Source organism: Gordonia sp. w5E2, from assembly GCF_036540975.1.
GTDB lineage: Bacteria > Actinomycetota > Actinomycetes > Mycobacteriales > Mycobacteriaceae > Gordonia > Gordonia jacobaea.
The window spans coordinates 879,836-900,524 of record NZ_CP144213.1 but is presented as its reverse complement, the minus strand read 5'-3'; the positions used below and the strand labels follow the sequence as shown (position 1 = coordinate 900,524).

General features: G+C 65.9%; 18 protein-coding genes and 1 pseudogene. 8 read left to right on the top strand and 11 right to left on the bottom strand.

Translation table 11 applies throughout. The features are described 5' to 3' along the window. Positions 1-3: 3 nt before the first annotated feature. Positions 4-1,590, bottom strand: a complete 1,587-nt coding sequence (locus RND64_RS04045) for a cytochrome ubiquinol oxidase subunit I (protein WP_049697748.1) — start codon at positions 1,588-1,590, stop codon at positions 4-6. 230 nt (positions 1,591-1,820) lie between these two features. Next, positions 1,821-2,699, bottom strand: a complete 879-nt coding sequence (locus RND64_RS04040) for an aminodeoxychorismate lyase (RefSeq protein ID WP_049697747.1) — start codon at positions 2,697-2,699, stop codon at positions 1,821-1,823. Positions 2,700-2,740: 41 nt separating this feature from the next. Between RND64_RS04040 and ygfZ the strand changes: the two genes are divergently transcribed. The 3 genes from ygfZ (at position 2,741) to RND64_RS04025 (ending at position 4,872) form a co-directional block, all read left to right on the top strand. Continuing rightward, the gene (gene ygfZ / locus RND64_RS04035) at positions 2,741-3,916 is read left to right on the top strand and encodes a CAF17-like 4Fe-4S cluster assembly/insertion protein YgfZ (RefSeq protein ID WP_049698048.1); all 1,176 of its coding nucleotides are present in this window, start codon (positions 2,741-2,743) and stop codon (positions 3,914-3,916) included. Continuing rightward, the gene (locus RND64_RS04030) at positions 3,913-4,575 is read left to right on the top strand and encodes an MOSC domain-containing protein (protein ID WP_049697746.1); all 663 of its coding nucleotides are present in this window, start codon (positions 3,913-3,915) and stop codon (positions 4,573-4,575) included. The genes ygfZ and RND64_RS04030 overlap by 4 nt, the downstream gene beginning before the upstream one ends. 120 nt (positions 4,576-4,695) lie before the next feature. Beyond that, positions 4,696-4,872: a DUF3073 domain-containing protein gene (locus RND64_RS04025; RefSeq protein WP_005204191.1), complete on the top strand. Its 177-nt coding sequence runs from the start codon at positions 4,696-4,698 to the stop codon at positions 4,870-4,872. 100 nt (positions 4,873-4,972) lie between these two features. Here the strand turns inward: RND64_RS04025 and purM are convergent, their stop codons facing one another. The 3 genes from purM to RND64_RS04010 all read right to left on the bottom strand — a co-directional run bounded on the left by purM (position 4,973) and on the right by RND64_RS04010 (position 8,364). Then, entirely contained in the window at positions 4,973-6,097 is a 1,125-nt protein-coding gene (gene purM / locus RND64_RS04020; RefSeq protein ID WP_049698047.1) for a phosphoribosylformylglycinamidine cyclo-ligase, read from the bottom strand. A 143-nt stretch (positions 6,098-6,240) separates the two neighbouring features. Further along, positions 6,241-7,824 (bottom strand): amidophosphoribosyltransferase, encoded by a 1,584-nt coding sequence (purF, locus tag RND64_RS04015; RefSeq protein ID WP_005204188.1) that lies wholly within the window; start codon positions 7,822-7,824, stop codon positions 6,241-6,243. Positions 7,825-7,977: 153 nt separating this feature from the next. Next, entirely contained in the window at positions 7,978-8,364 is a 387-nt protein-coding gene (locus tag RND64_RS04010) for a sterol carrier family protein (RefSeq protein ID WP_049697745.1), read from the bottom strand. A gap of 105 nt (positions 8,365-8,469) precedes the next feature. On the opposite strand from RND64_RS04010, the gene RND64_RS04005 reads away from it, so the two are divergent. After that, a complete protein-coding gene (locus RND64_RS04005; protein ID WP_049698046.1) occupies positions 8,470-9,981 on the top strand; it encodes a glutamate--cysteine ligase in 1,512 nt (503 codons plus the stop codon). A gap of 17 nt (positions 9,982-9,998) precedes the next feature. On the opposite strand, the gene RND64_RS04000 is transcribed toward RND64_RS04005, so the two are convergent. Next, complete coding sequence (locus tag RND64_RS04000) at positions 9,999-11,102, bottom strand: NAD(P)H-dependent amine dehydrogenase family protein (RefSeq protein WP_270483451.1); 1,104 nt, start codon at positions 11,100-11,102, stop codon at positions 9,999-10,001. 77 nt (positions 11,103-11,179) lie between these two features. Between RND64_RS04000 and RND64_RS03995 the strand changes: the two genes are divergently transcribed. Continuing rightward, positions 11,180-12,076, top strand: a complete 897-nt coding sequence (locus RND64_RS03995) for a glycerophosphodiester phosphodiesterase (protein WP_270483453.1) — start codon at positions 11,180-11,182, stop codon at positions 12,074-12,076. Between the two features lie 32 nt (positions 12,077-12,108). Here RND64_RS03995 and RND64_RS03990 read toward each other — a convergent pair whose 3' ends face one another. From RND64_RS03990 to purL, 3 genes are all read right to left on the bottom strand, one after another. Further along, positions 12,109-12,630, bottom strand: coding sequence for a DUF2752 domain-containing protein (locus RND64_RS03990; RefSeq protein ID WP_414651988.1), 522 nt, complete (start codon positions 12,628-12,630; stop codon positions 12,109-12,111). A gap of 48 nt (positions 12,631-12,678) precedes the next feature. Beyond that, on the bottom strand, positions 12,679-13,155 hold the full coding sequence (locus RND64_RS03985; protein WP_082938029.1) for a CD225/dispanin family protein: 477 nt from the start codon (positions 13,153-13,155) through the stop codon (positions 12,679-12,681). Positions 13,156-13,274: 119 nt separating this feature from the next. Next, positions 13,275-15,578 (bottom strand): phosphoribosylformylglycinamidine synthase subunit PurL, encoded by a 2,304-nt coding sequence (purL, locus tag RND64_RS03980; protein ID WP_049698044.1) that lies wholly within the window; start codon positions 15,576-15,578, stop codon positions 13,275-13,277. A 138-nt stretch (positions 15,579-15,716) separates the two neighbouring features. On the opposite strand from purL, the gene eccA reads away from it, so the two are divergent. Then, positions 15,717-17,510, top strand: a complete 1,794-nt coding sequence (gene eccA / locus RND64_RS03975; protein WP_049698043.1) for a type VII secretion AAA-ATPase EccA — start codon at positions 15,717-15,719, stop codon at positions 17,508-17,510. Here the strand turns inward: eccA and RND64_RS03970 are convergent. After that, positions 17,470-18,270, bottom strand: coding sequence for a 3'(2'),5'-bisphosphate nucleotidase CysQ (locus RND64_RS03970; RefSeq protein ID WP_049697743.1), 801 nt, complete (start codon positions 18,268-18,270; stop codon positions 17,470-17,472). The two genes, eccA and RND64_RS03970, sit on opposite strands and share 41 nt — an antisense overlap. Positions 18,271-18,366: 96 nt before the next feature. Beyond that, positions 18,367-18,936 (bottom strand): annotated as a pseudogene (cysC, locus tag RND64_RS03965) (adenylyl-sulfate kinase); the annotation flags it as partial. Positions 18,937-19,202: 266 nt separating this feature from the next. On the opposite strand from cysC, the gene RND64_RS03960 reads away from it, so the two are divergent. Continuing rightward, complete coding sequence (locus RND64_RS03960; RefSeq protein WP_049697741.1) at positions 19,203-19,685, top strand: hypothetical protein; 483 nt, start codon at positions 19,203-19,205, stop codon at positions 19,683-19,685. Positions 19,686-19,770: 85 nt separating this feature from the next. Next, complete coding sequence (locus tag RND64_RS03955; RefSeq protein WP_049697740.1) at positions 19,771-20,688, top strand: enoyl-CoA hydratase; 918 nt, start codon at positions 19,771-19,773, stop codon at positions 20,686-20,688. Position 20,689 lies beyond the last annotated feature (1 nt).

The following is a 20,689-nucleotide window of genomic DNA, read 5'->3' as shown; positions in this document are numbered from 1 at the left end:
TCCTCAGTACGCGAACGACAGTTGCTTGGGACCATCGGCATCGTGGTCGGTGACATCGTTGTCGAGCACCGGCGGGACGTCGTCGTGTGGACCGGGGCCCTCGATGATGTAGCGGCGCTGCAACAGGAACCAGACGACGCCGAGTGCGCCATAGAGGAGCGTGAAGCCGATCAGCGTCACCCAGACGATCGGGGCCGTGTGATTGGAGACGCCGTTCTGCACCAGCATGTGTATTCGCGTCGGGTCGAGGTTGTCCTGCCAGTTCGGCGCCACCACCCACGGCTGGCGTCCCATCTCGGTGAAGATCCAACCGGATGCGTTGGCCAGGAACGGAGTTGGGATCATCCACAGCGCAATCAAACCGAATTTGCGTGAGCTGATCACCTTCTTCTTCCGTGTCAACCACAGTCCGCCGAACGCGACGATGACCGATCCGAGAGCCCACGTGATCATCGCGCGGAATCCCCAGTAGGTGACGAACAGGTTCGGGGCGAAGTTCTGATTCGGTGGGACGCCGGGAGTGCCCGCCAGCTTCTCGGTGTACTCCCGCTGCAACTCGTTGACACCCTGGAGGGTCTGGTTGAAGCGATGAGTAGCCATGAACGACAACATGCCGGGGATCTCGATCACGTGGTCGATGTTGTCGCAGTTGTTCTGCCTACCGATGGAGAGCACGGAGAAGCCCGCATTCGTCTGTGTCTCACACAGTGATTCGGCGGCGGCCATCTTCATCGGCTGCTGTTTGAACATGATCTGCGCCTGGTAGTCGCCGGTGATGATCAGCAGTACTCCCGAGACGATCGCCACCCAGCACGCGAACCGGGTGACCGGGCGCCAGAGACGTCGTGCATCTCGTTCCAGATCCTCTGGCGTGGCGTCGATCTGGCTGGGCGACGTGGTCTTGGGCATGTCGGAGGTGTCGCCGGTCTTGATGGCCTCGCGCAACTTCTTGGCGCGCCACATGTTTCGAGCCATCCACCACGCGCCGATGGCCGCGACGAAGGTTGCCGCGGTCAACCACGCACCCACGATCACGTGTGGGAACGCGGCAAGAGTCGTGCTGTTGGTGATCACAGCCCAGAAGTTGTTCATGGCGGGGCGATTCCGCTCGTCGCTCCACTCGACGCCGACAGGATGCTGCATGAACGAGTTCGCGGCGATGATGAAGTACGCCGACGCGGTCACACCGATCGTGACCAACCAGATCGTCGCGAGGTGAATGGCCCGCGGCAAACGACTCCAGCCGAAGATCCACAATCCGAGGAACGTCGATTCGAGGAAGAAGGCGATCAGCCCCTCGAGTGCCAGCGGCGCACCGAAGACGTCGGCGACGTACCTGCTGTATTCACTCCAGTTCATTCCGAACTGAAACTCCTGCACGATGCCGGTTGCGACACCGAGGGCGAAATTGATCAGGAAGAGCTTCCCGAAGAATTTCGTGGCCCTCAGCCACTGCTCATTCCCGGTCTTGTACCAGACCGTTTGCATGATCGCGATCATCGGCGCAAGACCGATGGTCAGCGGAACAAGAATGAAGTGATAGACAGTCGTGATTCCGAACTGCCATCGTGACAAATCCAGAGCGTTCATCGCGTCTCGAATCTCATAGCCGCGCCCCCGGGCTGGGAGACGCGTCCTGGTACGAAAACACGAGCTTGCTACGACACCACGTAGTAGCTCGTTGTCGACGACGCTACGCTGGGCCGATCCTGGGGACAAGCAGCCAAAGGTCCCGTCGTCAGGATGAAGTTATGAGCCGTGTCTCACAGTGTCGCCGGCGTCTCGACGAGTACATCAACAAGGCAAAGCCGCCGACCTGCCTATTCTGAGTCATCGCAGATGGCACGGTCCACCAAATCGGCGAACTGCTCAGTATTCGACGCCACGGGCGTTACGTATCTATTAAGTGCGGTCACCCGAGCCGCCAACGTGACGCTACTCACGAGCCAAAACGAATCCGCAGCAATCAGGTCCGCGGTCCGCAGAATTCGCGTCTCGGTGCGCCAGCCCTCCTTCTCGGCCAATGCGAACGTGGCCCTCGCCGTGGTCCCGGGAAGAATGCCGACTTCGGTGGGAGGCGTGACCAACGTCTTGTCATAGACGGCGACGACCGTCGAACGCGGACCCTCGAGAACCGCACCCTCCGCGCTCAGGTAGATGACGTCGTCGAATCCCTGTGCCGTCGCGTGGCGCAGTGCCGCCATATTGGTCGCATAACTCAGCGTCTTCGCTCCGAGGAGCTGCCAGGGCGAGCTCGCAGCTGCATCGATCGAATAGCCACGGTCGAGCGTCACAACCGAGACACCGTCGCGTCGGACCGCCGTCACCCGATCGGCGACAGGTCCCACCGTCAGATACGCCGTGGGCGGACCGTCCGCGCCCGCACTCTCCCGGCCTCGCGAATAGACCAGGCGCGCAAGGCCCTCGGCACCCTGTGGCGCATCGGCGGTCCACTGCTTGGCCGCGACGTCGATCAGCTCACGCCACGCGTCGACGTCGGGCTCGGGGAGGTCGAGCATCGCCGCACTGCGCGTGAGGCGCTCGAGGTGCAGTCCGACGCACCGCGCGCGGCCCCCGCGCACGAGCAGCGTCTCGAAGATGCCGTCGCCACGCACCGCGGCGAGGTCGTCGGCGTGCAGGAACGGTTCGTCAGGCTCGTGGCGCTCACCGTCGAGGGTCATCAGGATCGAGTGCGACATAGTCCACGAGGCTAGTGCGTTCGCTGCGTAGAATCAGTGAGGTGGCGCCCTCCCCGATCTTGACCAGGTATTCCACCAAGGGCGCGGTCGCTGACCCGCACTCTCCCGCAGACGATTCGTCGACGACGCTCGCGTGGCATTACGGCGATCCCCTCGGCGAACAGCGAGCCGCCGTGCGCGGTGCCGTCATCATCGACCGCTCCGATCGTGCGGTGATCGAGGTCCCCGGCTCCGATCGCCTCGCCTGGCTGCACAACATCAGCAGCCAGCATGTGAGCCATCTCGCCGATCGACTCAGCGCCGAGTCGCTGTCCCTCGACATCAACGGGCGCATCGAAGACCACTTCGTCGTCACCGACGTCGACGAGGTCACCTGGATCGACACCGAGGGCGATCGCGGAACTCCGCTTCTCGACTTCTTCACCAAGATGATCTTCTGGTCCGACGTCGCACCCGCGGCCCGACCCGACATGAAGGTGCTGACCCTCATCGGCCCCGACGTGCTGCGCGGACCGATCGCCGAAGTCCTCGACATCGACCCCGACGCCGCGCCGTACACCGCGGGCGACCTCCCCGAAGCCCACCACGAAGAAGAGCCGCTCGGTTTCTGGCGCATCATGCCGCCGCTGTCGGAGGGGCCGCACGCATCAGGCGTACTGCCCGTCGTCGACCTCGTCGTCCCCGAGTCACAGATCGTGAGCTGGTGGGACACCGTGATCGAAGCCGGCGCACGTGCCGCCGGGAGCTGGGCATTCGACGCGCTGCGCGTCGCAGGCATGCACCCCCGCCTCGGGATCGACACCGACGAACGAACGATCCCCCACGAGCTGAACTGGATCGGCGGCCCGGAAGAGTTCGGCGCCGTCCATCTCGACAAGGGTTGCTATCGAGGCCAGGAGACCGTGGCACGCGTCCACAATCTCGGCAAGCCACCTCGACGACTCGTCCTGCTACACCTCGACGGCAGCGCCGACGACAAGCCCGAGCCGGGCGCCACCGTGACCGCGGGCGGCCGCACCGTCGGACGCCTCGGAACCGTCATCGACCATTTCGAACTCGGACCGATCGCCCTGGCCCTGGTCAAGAGTGGAATCGGCCCCGACGTCGAGCTCGAGGTCGGGGATGGACTGCCCGCCCGCATCGATCCCGACTCGATCAAGGTCGACGACCGGGTGCAGGCCGGACGGGCCGCGATCGACAAGCTGCGCGGCCGATGAGCGCATCGGCGAACGATCAGCCGCAGGAACTGCTCGGACATGTCCTGGCGGTCTGCGTCGCCGATCGCGACGTCGATCTGGGACGTGTCGGAGTGAGCGCGATCGACAAACGCCCCCAGCAGGGCAGGGTGGCCGTCGGCGACGAAGGCCTCATCACCGATCACGTCTGCGACAAGAAACACCACGGCGGACTCGATCAGGCCGTCTACGCGTACGACCACGCGGAGGCACACGAGTGGGCGACGACCCTCGGGCGTGAACTTCCTTACGGCTGGTTCGGCGAGAACCTCCGGGTCACCGGCCTCCCCGTGACCGACGCCCTGGTCGGCGAACAGTGGGCCGTCGGCGACGACGGGCTGCTCCTCGAAACCACGATTCCCCGTATCCCGTGCCGCACCTTCGCCGCGTGGGCTGACGAACCCCAGTGGATCAAGCGGTTCCTCGACCGCACAGACGTCGGCACCTACCTGCGGGTTCTCCACCCGGGCACGGTCGGCGCCGGCGACGACATCCGCGTCGTCTTCCGCCCCGACCACGGTGTGCGGGTGCGTCATCTGATCACCGGGACCGACGGCGATTCACTGCGTGCGTTGCTGGCCGACGACGACCTCGCACCCAAGGTTCGCCGCGAAGCCACCAAGAAGCTGGCTCGCGCATAGGCAGGGCAATCCACAGAATCCGTTTGGGCGCGCTAGACTGGTCAGCACGACAGATTCACTACCTAGAGAACGGGGCCGCCACTAGTTTGGCCGCCCCGTCATTGTGCGAGGGGGTCCCATATGGGCCGCGGCCGGGCGAAAGCAAAGCAGACGAAGGTTGCTCGTCAGCTCAAGTACTCCACTCCCCACACCGACTTCGACAGCTTGCAACGCGAGCTGTCGGGGTCGGACGATTCGGCGGACCGTCCGAATCCTGTGGACGAGTGGGCCGAAGAGGAGGAGTGGAAGCGCGCCTGACGCGTCCCTTCTCCTGCGGTAACCCGCACGACCTTTTAGTCACGTCGGTGATGCGCTCGGCAGTCCCGTGCGCATCACCGACGATGCTTACTCCCAGGCTCTAGAAGCGGGGATGCTCTCCGACGACCGTCACCTTGGGGACGTCGTGGTTCTTCGGTTCCGGTGAACGCTTGATCGAGCCGAGCACCCAGTTGTCGACGTGGCGGGCGGTCAGCACTGCCAGCGCACGGTCGGTGTCCTCGGGCGCCACGATGGCGACCATCCCGACACCCATGTTGAATGTACGTTCCATCTCGGCCTGCTCGACGCGGCCACGCTGCGCGATGAGCGCGAAAATCGGTGCGGGCGTCCAGGTTCCACGTTCGAGCTCGGCGACCAGGCCGTCGGGGATGACGCGTGAGAGGTTCTCGGCGAGTCCTCCGCCGGTGATGTGCGCGAAGATCCGCACGTCGGTCTCCGCAGCCAGTGCGAGGCAGTCGCGCGCGTAGATGCGGGTCGGTTCGAGGAGCTCCTCGCCCAGCGTGCGCCCGAACTCCTCCACGTGGCCACTGAGATCCATATGGCCCCATTCGAGCAGCACCTTGCGCGCGAGTGAGTATCCGTTGGAGTGCAGCCCCGACGCCCCCATCGCGATCACGACGTCGCCCGCGCGGACACGTTCGGGCGACAGCAGTTCGTCGGCCTCGACGATCCCGACAGCGGTTGCCGAGAGGTCGTAATGATCGGGAAGCATCAGTCCCGGGTGCTCGGCCGTCTCGCCGCCGAGCAGCGCACACCCGGCGGCCACACAGCCGTCGGCGATGCCCGCGACGATTTCTGCGACGACCTCCGGGATCACCTTGCCGATGGCGATGTAGTCCTGCAGGAACAGCGGCTCTGCACCGCACACGACGAGGTCGTCGACGCACATGGCGACGAGGTCTTGTCCGACGGTGTCGTGCTTTCCGACCGCCTGCGCGACAGCGAGTTTGGTACCCACACCGTCGCTCGATGCAGCGAGGACCGGCTCACGGTAGTTGCCCTTGAGTGCGAACAAACCGGCAAACCCGCCCAGTCCGCCCATCACCTCGGGTCGCGTGGCGCGCTTTGCGTGCGGAGCAAACAGCTCGACGGCGCGCTCACCTGCGTCGATGTCGACACCAGCAGCCGCGTACGACGCTCCGGCATCCGTCGGCGTCGAGTCGCCCGTACTCGGTTCGTTGGCTACCGAATCCTTCTCGGACATGTAGGCGCGCACCCCTGTTCGCAATCGCTGATGGTCGGATCACACGCTACCGGAGAGCGCGCAAGCAGTCGCCACAGGCAGCAGTTCACACAGAGGGGCTCACGGGGTGAGGTTCACCGCAGCGCGGTCGCAGGAGGATGAGTTCAGGGCCGCAGGACAGCGCTGGCGTTGTCGTTCGGCACTGTCAGCGGATCGACGCGGCCGTCACCTGCGGCGCTGGCGAGCATCTGCTCGAGGACAGCCTTGCCCATCGAGGTCTCCTTGGGGAGTTCGATGGGATAGTTGCCGTCGAAGCAGGCCGCGCACAGCGACGACGCCGGCTGGTCGGTCGCGGCGATCATCTCGTCGATGCTGATGTAGCCGAGCGAATCGGCACCGATTGCCTGGCGCACGCCCTCGACCATGTGCTCCTCGGACTCCATGCCGTTGGCGATCAACTCCGCGGGCGACGCGAAGTCGATGCCGTAGAAGCAGGGCCACCGCACCGGACTCGACGCGATGCGTACGTGGATCTCGGCCGCGCCCGCTTCGCGCAGCATCCGGATCAGCGCGCGCTGGGTGTTGCCGCGGACGATCGAATCGTCGACTACGACGAGCCGCTTGCCCCGGATCACTTCCTTGAGCGGGTTGAGCTTGAGGCGGATACCGAGTTGGCGAATGGTCTGCGATGGCTGGATGAACGTGCGCCCGACGTAGGCGTTCTTCATCAGTCCCTGGCCGTAGGGGATGCCCGATTCCTGGGCGTAGCCGACCGCCGCGGGCGTACCCGACTCCGGCACCGGGATCACCAGGTCGCCGTCGGCAGGGAACTCCCTGGCCAGTCGCCGACCGATCTCCACGCGGGTCGAATGCACCGACCGTCCGTGGATCACGCTGTCCGGACGGGCGAGGTAGACGTACTCGAAGACGCATCCGCGGGGCGTCGGCTCTGCGAAGCGGGTGCTGCGCACACCGTCGGCGTCGATGGCCAGCAGTTCGCCGGGTTCGATGTCGCGGACGAACGACGCGCCGACGATGTCGAGCGCCGCGGTCTCGGATGCGACGACCCATCCCCTGTCGAGTCGGCCGAGCGACAGCGGTCGCACACCGTGTGGATCGCGAGCCGCGTACAGGGTGTGCTCGTCCATGAAGGTCAGGCAGAACGCACCGCGCAGCGTCGGCAGGAGTTCCATCGCGGCCTGTTCGATGCTGCTGTCGGCCGCGCCGTGCGCCAGCAACGCGCCGACGATGTCGGAATCCGACGTCGCGGCTCCGCTGGCGATTCCCAGCTCACGGGCGCGACTTGCCAGATCAGCCGTGTTGACGAGGTTTCCGTTGTGCCCCAGGGCAACTCCGGTGCCTGCGTCTGTGGTGCGGAAGATCGGCTGCGAGTTCTCCCAGGTGGTCGAGCCGGTCGTCGAATAGCGGCAGTGGCCGATGGCGACGTGACCGACCATGGCGCCGAGCGTCTGCTCGTCGAAGACCTGACTGACCAGACCGAGATCCTTGAAGACAAGGACCTGCGAACCGTCGCCGACCGCGATGCCCGCGGCTTCCTGGCCGCGGTGCTGCAGTGCGTACAGGCCGTAGTAGCTGAGTTTGGCGACGTCTTCGCCTGGTGCCCAGACACCAAAAACGCCGCACTCCTCGCGCGGCTCGTTCTCGGGTTCGTCCATTGCGTCCCGTGCGGGACAGGCATGCTGGGTAGGAGCCAGCAGGTTGGCGCTTGTGATCGAAAGATCCGGCATACGACGGGCTCCCTGGGCTGAACGTGGCGGCACGGGCTTCGCGTGACGAAGGTAACCACCGGCAAGTTTACGTGCCGGTAGCTCCTGATTTCCAATTGTGCAGCGGCGTGGCACCTGCGGTTATTCCACGTGTGAGCCAGCGCACGCGCACATCTACACCCGAACGAGCGGCATCCACGTGGCCACCTCGTCGGCCCTGCTACCCGACGAGGCGACCGCGCCGCGCGCGACGAGGTCGCCGAAATCGGCATCCCCGACGGCCAGCAGCAGCCACGACCTCGGATCGGTCTCGACAACGTTGGGCGGTGTCCCTCGCGTGTGGCGCGGCCCCTCGATGCACTGCACCGCCACGAACGGAGGCACCCGCACCTCGACGGAGTTTCCCGGCGCGATGTCTTCGAGGGTGCGCGCGGTCAGCCGCACGGCAGCTGCGAGTTCGGCTCGGCCGGGTGCGGGCAGGGTGTCGTCGCGCAACCAGGGCGCGACAGCGAGGACCGCCGCGCGGGCGGCCGCGGGGTCGATCGGTTTTCGCGCAGGCACCCCGCAATGATGCACCCGCCGCGTCGACGCCGATCCCGGTGCCCTCGGACAGTGTTGACCCGAATGGCCGGTGCGCGAGCACCCGGTTCGGGCACCATTGACCGCATGGGAACCGATGTGCCCGATCAGAAGTTCACCGGAGCCGACCGGGTCCGTTTCCGACGCCAGGTCTCGCGCGGTACCGAGGCGATCGCGCGCATGCTCTCCGAAGGACTGTTCACCGATCACGGCGCACCCCCCGAACCCCTGCTGGGCATGGAGGTCGAGCTCAACCTCGTCGACGCCGAGATGAATCCGGCGATGGCAAACGCCGCGGTCCTCGACGCCATCGCCGACCCCGACTACCAAACCGAACTCGGCCAGTTCAACATCGAGATCAACGTCTCGCCCCGCCCCTTCACCACTGACGACACCATCTCTCTCGAGCAGGCTCTGCGTACCTCGCTCAACCGGGCCGAGAAGCGGGCAGCAGCCACCGACAGCCATCTCGTGATGATCGGCATGCTTCCCACACTGCGCGCCGAACACTTTGCACACCATTGGATTTCGGCCAACCCGCGCTACGACCTGTTGAACCGACAGATCTTCGACGCACGCGGTGAGGACATCGAGCTGGACATCACCGGGGTCGCCCTCGACGAGCACCACGACGCCGAACATCTGCACACCGCAACGGATTCGATTCTCCCCGAGGCCGCCTGCACCTCCCTGCAACTACATCTACGGGTCGCACCTGAGGACTTCGCTGCGCATTGGAATGCCGCACAGGCGATTTCAGGTGTGCAGGTCGCCTTGGCGGGCAATTCCCCGTTCCTGGCCGACACCGCGCTGTGGCACGAGAGCCGCATCCCCGTGTTCGAGCAGGCAACCGACACCCGACCGCTCGAGTTGAAGAACCAGGGCGTACGGCCCCGGGTGTGGTTCGGCGAGCGCTGGATCAACACCATCTTCGACCTCTTCGACGAGAACACCCGCTACTTCCCCGCGCTGCTACCCGTGTCGTCCGACGAGGATCCCCTCGCAACACTCGACGCGGGAGGCATCCCGGCGCTCGACGAACTGCGGCTCCACAACGGAACCGTCTACCGCTGGAACCGTCCCGTCTACGACGTCGTCGACGGCCAGGCACACCTGCGCGTCGAGAACAGGGTGTTGCCCGCAGGACCGACCGTCGTCGACACCATGGCCAACGCGGCCTTCTACTACGGCGTGGTGCGCGGACTCGTCGAACAGGATCTGCCCCTGTGGTCACAGATGTCGTTCGACGCCGCCGCGGAGAACCTCCACGCCGGCGCGCGGTCGGGCTTCGACAGTCAGCTGTACTGGCCGAGCGTCGGGTGGATACGCCCGGACGAACTCACGCTTCGGCGCCTACTGCCGTTGGCCGAGTCGGGTCTTCGCTCGTTCGGGGTGTCGGACAAGGCGCGGTCGCGGTATCTGTCCGTGATCGAGGGGCGCTGCATCACCCGCCAGTCGGGAGCGGTGTGGCAACGTCGCGCGGTGGCCGCACGCGAGGCCGCGGGCGAGAGTCGCGACGCGGCGCTGCACCGCATGCTCGCCGACTACGTCACGTTGATGCACGAGGGCGAACCCGTGCACGCGTGGCCGCTTTCCTGAAGGCTTTTCCACTACGGCTATGCGCCGACTGTGACCGCCTTCGGCTGGCCCGCCACGAGTCCGCGCCCGGTGACGAGCGGCAGATCGAGCGCGGTAGCAAGACCGGCCGACGCCGCGACCACAGCGGGAACCGCGTTGACAAGACGCATAGCCGTCACGATCATGCCCGAGACGTTGTGATCGCCGTTCTCCCCGTGATGGGTGAACTCCACCTGCATCTGCGGTTCGCCGGACACGACGATGCGGTACGAGCCGTCACCCTCCGCGGGCTTCGGCCACTCCGGACACTGATCGGGATGTGTGCGAGTGACGTGCTCGAGCACGATCCGGTCGGTGCCGTCGACCTGTCCCGCGACCTCGAATCGCAGTGCTGCCATCGTGCCCTGCGGAATCTCGACCGACACCGTCGAGTAGTCACGATCAGCAGCCACCCGCTCGACGCGTTCGACAAGCGGTTCGTCGAGCGTGATGCCCAGGCCCGCCGCGAGCTGTCGCACGACGCTCCCCCACGCCATCGACAGCACACCCGGCGTCAACAGCATCGGCGTGCTGTCCATCGGCTGGCCGAAGCCGAACAGATCGCGCATCACGACCGGTTGGTAGTAGGTCGAGTAGTCGGCGATCTCCATGCACCGGAGCTCATCGATGCGCTGCGCGAGGCTCGTCATCGACAGCGGCAGCACGTCGTTGGCGAATCCCGGATCGATACCGTTGACGTGCAGCGTTGCACCTCCGCGGGCTGCCGCGGCCTCGACCTGTTCGACCATCGACGCCGGCAGGATGCCGTGCGGGAATTGCAGTACGACCGGCCCGCTCGACACCACGTTGATCCCCGCGTCGAGAAACCTGGTCAGGTCGTTGATCGACTCGACGACGCGATCGTCGGTCATCGCGGTGTGCACGATGCAGTCGGGAGCGAGAGCCAACAGCTCGTCGACGTCCGACGTCGCCACGACCCCTAGTTCGCGCCCGAGGCCTGCCAACTCACCGGCGTCTCGACCGACCTTCGCGGGATCGGATACCCACACACCGACCAATTCCAGATCGGGGTGGGCGTCGATTCCGGCGATCGCATGCTTTCCGACGGTTCCGGTCGACCACTCGACCACGCGCAGACTCATGCCCACCAAACTAGAACACGTTCCACATCGGCGGACGGTATTCGGGCAATGCCCTGCCGGGCGTAATGTCGGCAACGATGTCGAGCTCCGAATACTCCGCCGCATCCACCCCGCCACCCATCGCGGTCACGCACGCGGGCCGTCGAACCAGGCTCAAGTGGCATCGGGCACGGAGACGACCATCCGACACCCCGTTCACCGCATCGCGGATCGTCGAGGCGATGCGGGTCGGTGCGAGCGTCGAAGTCGACCTTCTCATCCATGCCGATCGTGGGTTCGCCGTGCTGCACGATCGCGACCTCGCGCACTCGACGACGGGGCGCGGCGACGTCTCGCACGCTTCTGCGGCGTATCTGCGCGGACTGACGTTGACCGACAATGTCGGCGACCCGACGGACGACAGCGTCGTGCTCCTCGAAGACCTCGCGACCATGCTCGACGGCATCGAGATAGCCGACGACGCAATGCTGCAACTCGACTTCAAAGAAGATGCAGCGGCCCTCGACGATGAGGCGCTCAGCATCTTCGCGCTGGCCGTCGAACCCTTCGCCGACAACGCGATCCTCTCGTGCGGCGACGCCGACGCCGTGACCGCCCTCTGCGACGCCGCGCCCGACATCCACGTGGGCTACGACCCGTGCCACCGCGGTGCGATCGGCCGTGTGCTGCACTCGGGGGATTTCCGCGGCTTCGTCTTCACCGCCTGCCGCGACTCACCGCGCGCCGAAATGATCTATCTGGACCAGGAACTCGTGCTCCGCGCCGCGGATCGCGGCGCTGATCTGATCGCGGCATTCCACGCGATGAAGCGTGAGGTCGACGTCTACACCCTTGCGCGTGCCGATGCGTCGTCGATGGCCAGGTTCGCGCGGCTCGTCGAACGTGGCGCCGACCAGATCACCACCGACGATCCGGAGGGCTTCTTCGCGGAAGGACTCTTCGCGAACGCGCCCGAATCCGAGCGGCCGGACTAGATCCGATCGGCCAGGCCAGCGGCGACGGTGTGTCAGACCCGCAGCGCGTCGAACGGCGCGACGGGGATGTTGCGGATCACCACCCACACGCCCACGACGACCAGCGTCACGATCGGGGCGAACCGCAGGTGCTGCCAACTGCGCACCCGGCGGCCCCGCCACAAACCCACGCAGTAGGCGACGAACGCCCACCCGAGCAAGGCGATGGCGACGACGCCGACTGCGTTGTACCGCAACGCTTCTCCGAGGTTGCCGTGCATGAGCCAGTAGATCGCACGTAGCGAACCACAGCCGGGACAATCGATGTGCAGCAACGCCTTCGTCGGACACATCGGCAACGGCCCGCCCGGCGTCGTGGGATCGGCGAACCAGATCGCGGTACAGCAGCCAACCGCTGCGGCGACAACCACCGCGGGTCCGGCAACGCGGTGACGCGACACCGTGGTGACCGTCCCGAGGACCGCATGCTCGATGCGGGCGGAAAGTCGCTCCCGCGGAGGATGCACGGGGCGCGGGTCCGACGCGGCGCCGTCGGCCGGCTCGCGTTCGGTCATCACGGGGTCGGTCATTCCGGTGTCGCGGTGGTTGTCAGTTCGCGGTCGTCAGTACGAGCTCGACGGGACGCTGGCGACGAGGATGACGAAGAAGATGACATAAATGAGGATGCTGACGACGACGCTCGCGACGCCCGCAATGGCACCCCACATGGCCCACTTCTTGGCATCATCGGCGGCCTGCTGCGCGCCCGCGTAATCGCCCGAGGCCCACAGGCCGTTCACCGACGTCGCCTTGACGATCGACACGATGCCCAGCGGCAAGCAGCAGAGCACGGTGCACAGGATCGCCCACACCAGGTTGTTTTCGGGTGCCGCGGGTCCGTAGCCGTACTGGGGCTGCTGCCCGTAGGGCTGCCCACCATATGGAGGCTGGCCACCGTACTGGGGCTGCCCATACTGTTGCTGGCCGTACTGTTGCTGATCGTATTGGGGCTGCCCATATTGCTGGCCACCGTAGGGCGCCTGACCGTATCCGCCATCCTTCTTCAGCGGGTCGCCCTGCGGGTCATACGGGTTGGTCATCGGGATTCCTCTCGAGTTTGGTCGAGTGGAGCGTAACGGACACGGCCAACGGACACCCTATACGGGCCGTCGATTCCATTCGAAGACCCGACAGCAGGAACAACGCCCGGCGAGCAGTCTCAGCCGAACAGCTTCGGCAGCGTGCCCTCGTGCACGGCGCGCAGTTCGTCGAGTGTCACCTCGAACTGGTCCTGCACGGTCACCGAGTCGGAACCCTGATCGACGACACCGATACGCGTCCACGGCATCTGTCGGGCGGTGAGCATCGAGGTGAACCGCGACTCCTCGGTCCGCGGCACCGCGACCAGCACACGTCCCGACGATTCGGAGAACAGCCACACAAACGGATCAGCGTCTTCGGGAAGCAGGATGCGACAACCGGTTTCACCTGCGAGCGCGGATTCGACGACGGCCTGGATCAGCCCGCCCTCGCTGAGATCATGCGCAGCCGAGACCAAGCCGTCGCGTGAGGCAGCAGTCAGAATGTCGGCCAGCAGTTTCTCGTGGTCGAGGTCGACCTCCGGCGGCACACCGCCGAGATGGTCGTAGGCGACCTCCGCCCAGATCGAGCCGTCGAACTCGTCGCGCGTCTCGCCGAGCAGGATGAGCGTCTCGCCGGGCTCGGTACCGAAGTCGGTCGGGAGTCGACGATGCACGTCGTCGATCACACCGAGTACACCGACGACCGGTGTCGGCAGGATCGGCGTCGACCCCGTCTGGTTGTAGAAGCTGACGTTGCCGCCCGTGACCGGAATGCCGAGCTGGCGACACCCGTCGGCCAACCCGTGCACAGCCTGCTGGAACTGCCACATCACCGCCGGGTCCTCCGGCGAACCGAAGTTCAGGCAGTTCGTCACCGCGCGGGGGGTTGCACCCGACGCCGCCACGTTGCGATACGCCTCGGCCAACGCGAGCTGTGCACCCCGGTACGGGTCGAGGAAGGTGTAGCGCCCCGAAGCGTCGGTGGCCAAAGCGATTCCTCGACCGGTCTTTTCGTCGATCCGAATCACTCCGGAGTCGGCATGCTCGGCGAGCACGGTGTTGCCGCGCACGTACCGGTCGTATTGATCGGTGATGAACTTGCGGCTGCAGAGTGCGGGCGACTCGAGCAGGTCGAGGAGTGTCTGACGCAGTTCGTCGGGAGTCGACGGACGTTGCAGGGCCTCCGTGGTCGACTCGACCACACCGTCCTGCCAGTCGGGGCGGGCGACCGGACGCTCGTAGACCGGACCCTCGTGCGCGACGGTCCGCGGCGGGACGTCGACGACGGTCTCACCGTTCCACGTGATCACCAGGTTGTCGCCGTCGGTGACCTCGCCGATCACGGTGGCGAGCACATCCCACTTGCGGCACACGGCGAGGAAGGCGTCGACATTCTCCGGGGTGACGACCGCGCACATGCGTTCCTGCGACTCGCTGGAGAGCACCTCCGCGGGTGTCATCCCCACCGCGCGCATGGGAACCTTCTCGAGTTCGATCTTCATGCCGCCGTCGCCGGCCGATGCCAATTCCGATGTGGCACATGAAAGTCCGGCGCCACCGAGATCCTGGATACCGACGACCAGCCCCGCGTGATAGAGCTCGAGGCAGCACTCGATGAGCACCTTCTCGGTGAACGGGTCGCCCACCTGCACGCTCGGCAGCTTCTTGCGATTGGGGCCGGACTCGCCGGTGTCGTCGAAGGTCTCCGAGGCGAGCACCGACACACCGCCGATGCCGTCGAGTCCGGTGCGAGCACCGAACAGGATGATCTTGTTCCCGGTTCCCGACGCGAAGGCCAGTTGCAGGTCTTCGGTGCGCAGCGCACCCGCACACAGTGCGTTGACCAGGGGGTTGCCCGCGTAACTCGAGTCGAAGACCGTTTCGCCGCCGATGTTGGGCAGTCCGAGCGAGTTGCCGTAGCCGCCGACACCGCGGACCACTCCGTCGAGCACGCGTCGCGTATCGGGGGCGTCGGCCCTGCCGAAGCGGAGCTGGTCCATCACCGCGATCGGGCGGGCACCCATCGCCATGATGTCGCGGACGATGCCACCGACACCGGTCGCTGCGCCCTGATACGGCTCGACGTAGCTGGGATGGTTGTGCGACTCAACCTTGAACGTGACGGCCCAGCCATCGCCGATGTCGACGACACCCGCGTTCTCACCGATGCCCGCGAGCATGCCCGAACGCATCTCCTCGGTGGTGGTCTCACCGAAGTAGCGCAGATGCACCTTCGACGACTTGTAGCTGCAGTGCTCCGACCACATCACCGAGTACATGGCGAGTTCGGAATCGGTCGGGCGGCGACCGAGGATCTGCTTGATCCGCTCGTACTCGTCGTCCTTGAGTCCGAGTTCCTTGTAGGGCTGGGGCTGATCGGGGCTGTCGACTGCCCGTTCGATTGAATCCACAGACGTTGAATCCACAGACACGGTCTCCACAGGATCGCTCACCTGCCAGATTCTACCGCCCGGCCCGCATCGGGCTCGGACTGTGTCGACCGCGACCCGAGCGCACGACACAACGGCTACGGTGATTGATCTACGCGAAGCGGTTCAATCGGACTTTTGGGGGGGATGATGACCGACGTCCGCAAGGCGCGGCAGCTCTTCGAGCTCGGGGTGCTCTCACTTGGGATCCCCGTCGAGGGCACCGACCCGGTCGACAACAAGGCGCAGGCAACAAAGGCATTCACGCGCGCCAGCGAGTGGGACCCGACCATGGCCGACGCCTGGCTCGGTCGCCTGGCCTGCGGCGACGCGTCGAACGAGGTGCTCTTCGCGCTCTATCGACACAGCGACCGCATCGGAGCGGAGCAACGCAGACTCGGACTGCCGCCCCGAACGCTTGTCGGGCGGTGGTACACCGGCATGTTCCTCGACTACCCGCTTACCGACGCCGTCGAGGCTGCGGCCGCCTACGCAGCGACCCTGATCGCGGGCGACGACTTCGCGGGAGCACGTGACGTCGTCGACGCGATTGCCGAGCAGCGTCGAACTCCGATCGTGACGTTCATCGAAGCCGTGCTCTACTTCCGCACCGGGCGATGGCCGGACGTGTTGTCGACGCTCGCGCGCTCAGAACAGTGGCACGACCCCCACATGAGCGCCGTCGCCGACTATCTGACGGGCACCGCCTGCGCGCAGCTCGGAATGAGCGCCGAAGCCATTCGACGCCTCGAACGAGCCATGTCATGCGCCATTCCCGCATGTGCGAGCCGGGCGATGTACACCTACGGGCTCACACTGCGCGGCGAGGGCAAACAGGCGCAGGCCACATCGATGCTCGAGCAGGCCTTCGCCAGCGATCCCTCGTTGACCGCGGCTGCCGACGCACTCCGGTCGCCCGCGACGCGACTGACCGTCACCACCGCCGACGAGATCGCGGCGCGGACCGATCCGTGGGATCCCGCGTCCGCCCCGACGACTCCACCAACACTCACATCACCGGACAAGTCCGACGAGGCGTCGCAGACCGCGGAAGATCTGGTGAGTGCCGCACAGGCAGAGCTCGACGCCCAGATCGGACTGACATCGGTCAAGGAGCAGGTCGCCAAACTGCAGTCGGCGGCGACGGTCGCCAGAATCCGCGCCGACCGGGGTCTCTCGACGTCGGCGCGCAGCCTGCACCTGGCGTTCACCGGGCCGCCCGGCACCGGCAAGACAACTGTCGCGCGCGTGATCGCCAAGATGTACTGCGGGCTCGGATTCATCAAGTCCGACAAGGTCATCGAGGCCACCAGACGCGATATGGTCGGCGAACACCTGGGCAGCACAGCCATCAAGACGTCGGCGCTGATCGACTCGGCCATGGACGGCGTCTTGTTCATCGACGAGGCGTACACCCTTGTCCAGCAAGGACTCTCCGGTGGCGACGCCTTCGGACGCGAGGCCGTCGACACCCTGCTGGCTCGCATGGAGGACAACCGCGACCGGCTCGTGGTGATCATCGCGGGCTACGACGCAGAGATCGACAGGTTCCTCGCCTCCAACGACGGCCTCGCGTCACGATTCGCCCGACGCATCCGCTTCGAGTCGTACACCCCGCGGGAGTTGGCCAGCATCGGCGACTACCTCGCGCGGCGCCGTGATTCGATACTTACCCCCGAAGCTGCGGCCGAGATCGAGCAGGCGTGTGCACCGCTCTATGAGGATGTACGCGAAGCCGGTGCGGGAACGCGGCGGGGAATCGACCTCGCGGGTAACGGCCGCTTTGTGCGGAACATCGTCGAATCTGCCGAGGAAGAGCGCGAATATCGGCTCACCGCAGGCGATCTGGGCTCGCTGTCAGCCGAAGACCTGATGCGGATCGAAGCAAGCGACGTGCGCGCCGCTATCGCGACTCTGATGTCGGGGTTGGCTCTGAACTCGTGACCTCGATGATCGCGTCGCGCAACTCCGGCAGGCAGATCACGAGGTCGGGCAGATAGGTGTCGTCCTGGTTGTAGACCAGCGGCGAGCCATCGATTCGACTGCACCACAGACCTTTTGCCTGAGCGACGGCAACCGGTGCCGCGGAATCCCACTCGTACTGCCCACCCGCGTGCACGTAGGCGTCGGCCTCACCGCGCACCACGGCCATCGCCTTCGCGCCCGCTGAACCCATCTGCACGACCTCGCCGCCGATCGCGTCGGCGACGGCCTGCGAGAAAGCGGGCGGACGAGAGCCACTGACGACGACGCGCGGGGCGTCACCGCGCGGAACCTCGGCGAGACCCTCGGTCGGCGCCACGGGCGTCTCGTCGTCGACATAGGTGATCCCGAGCGCGGGCAGCGCGACGGCACCGGCGATGAGCGTGCCGCCGCCGGTCGACGACCAGAGCGCGACGTGCACAGCCCAGTCCTTCCGGCCCTCACCGGATTCGTCGACGGCCCCGTATTCCCGTGTGCCGTCGACGGGGTCGACGATCCAGACGCGCGGCGAGATCAGCCGGGCTTTGTCGTCCGTCGACTCCTCCGAGAGGACAGCGTCGTCGGGGCGATCGGTGGCGAGGCGGGCGAGCAGGAAGTCGTTGGAGCGTCGATCTCCCTCGTCGCCGAGCGCGCGGCCGGTCAGGCCGCTGTTCGCGCGGATCTCGAGAAGCAGTTTACCTGCTGCGGTCGCCAGTTCTCCGGCAAGGCTGCGGTCGTCCACTCGTTGCCCCTTCCACCCTCTCGCCCAGGCGCCGGGATGCGCCTGCGCGCGCCGGCCACGCCGACGCCTGCTGATCGTAGACCGAGAGCTCGGCGCTCATAGCCCGAGAAGTTCGAGAACAGCGGCAGCCGTCTCCGCTGGCAGCCCGTCGGTCGGCCGGATCACGACATCTGGTTTCTCGGGCCGCTCGTAGGGCGAGTCGATCCCGGTGAAGTGACTGATCTCACCGCGCCGTGCACGGGCGTACAGGCCCTTGGGGTCGCGGCGTTCGCACTCCTGCAACGACGTGTCGAGGAAGATCTCGTAGAACGGCAGTGCGCGTTCGTCGTGAATCTCGCGGGCACGCTGACGCTCCGCCGCGAACGGCGAGATCAGCGAGACAATCGCGACGGAGCCGGAATCGGCGAACAGTGCCGCGACTTCTGCTGTGCGCCTGATGTTCTCGCGCCGATCGTCGTCGCCGAAACCGAGGTCGGAGTTGAGGCCGTGTCGGAGATTGTCTCCGTCCATCAGATACGCAGGTCGCCCCTGCGTGACCAGTCGACGCTCGAGTTCGATTGCCACAGAAGACTTTCCAGAGCCCGACAATCCGGTGATCCACAGGGTCCCACCACGGTGGGGGCGCTGCTCCCGCGACACTTTGCTGGCCTGCCACACGACGTTCGGGTTCAGATCGCGCTCATTGCCCGCCGACTGCCCGCCGTCGCCCCCGTCTGCGTTCATTCTGTCGTCATCCCCGTCGCGCCCACCTTCATCTCGCTGCTGACGCCGAATGGTCTCAGCTTGCCACGTCACGGTCGTGTCACAGCTCACAATTCCAGCTAACGATTCGGCCGTATTGCCCGAATTAACCGTCGTGCATCGCCGCACATCCCGACGCGGCGGCGTTCCCGCCAACGTTTCGCATCCGGAACCCGATCGAGGACTACACCATGCATCATCGACACACAATCCGCACCCGCGTCGCAACTGCACTTGCAGCCGCCGGGGTCGCCGCGTCGTCACTCGCCGCCCTCAGCGTCGGCTCGGGTACCGCCCATGCCGAAACGGTCGCGCCCCTCGAACGGTGTTGGGGCATCAGCCCGAACATCGTCGACCAGCCCTACAGCACCGCGCGACTGTTCGTCTCCCAGACGGGACCGGGCACAGTCACCGCCGCTGTCCGCGACATCTCGTCCTTCTGGACATTCAGCGGAGGATACGAATCCGCCGGGCGGCTCGACTGGCACAACTTGAACAACAACCGAAAAGGGACTGCCTTCAACACGGCAAAGATCGCCCTCTTCGTCGGTGGACCCACCTTCGCGCTCAACACCGGCCCGGGCAAGGTCCGGGTCACGCTCAGCGCGGTCAACCGCAACGCGCTGTGGGCAATCCCCACCACCGCCTGCAGCGGAACAATCACCGTGCGCTAAACCCCTGGCGCTACCCACCACTGCACACTGCAGGAACCGCACGCGAGACTACCAACCAAGCATTTGCTAGGTTAAGCTCGTGAGCATGAGCGACGCCGTGATCCCCGCCCCGCTTGGTCCCGACGACCTCGGCCCGGACACCTCGCCGGTCGCCTACGAGGTCGGCGGTCCGGGTGGCGCGGTCGCCTACGTGACGCTGAACCGGCCCGAGTACCGCAATGCCCAGAACTCGGTGATGACGTACTCGCTCGACGCCGCGTTCCGCAAGGCAGTCGACGACCCCGACGTCAAGGCGATCGTGCTTCGCGCGAACGGCAAGCACTTCTCGGCGGGCCACGACATCGGCACCCCGGAGCGTGACTTCGACACGTACTACGACAACGTCGCCGCCCTGCACTGGGACCACACAGACAAGTCGGGAGCCGATCAACGTCTCGCCCGCGAGACCGAGGTCTACCTCGGGATGTGCCGACGGTGGCGGGAGATCCCGAAGCCGATGATCGCGGCCGTGCACGGCGCATGCATCGCGGGCGGCCTGATGCTCGCGTGGGTATGCGACTTCATCGTCGCCTCCGACGACGCGTTCTTCTCCGATCCCGTTGCACGTATGGGTATTCCGGGCGTCGAGTACTTCGCACACGCCTACGTGCTGGGTCCACGTCGCGCCAAGGAGATCCTCTTCACCGGCGAACGCTTCACCGCGACACAGGCAGAACAGTGGGGCATGGTCAACCACGTCGTCGAGCGGGATGGCCTGGGCGCCAAGGTCGATGCGATCTGCGAGAACATCGTCGCGATGCCGATGCAGGGACTGTTCTTGTCCAAGAAGGCGGTGAACATCTGCGAGGACCAGATGGGCATGCGCACCGCGATGGACTCGGTATTCGGCTGGCACCATTTCGCGCATTCGGCCAATGCCGAATCCTCCGGTGGGGATTCGCTCGGTGGCATGGATGCCAAGTCGATGAAGGCGTCCGCGGGTTCGACGTCGAACGGACGCTGAC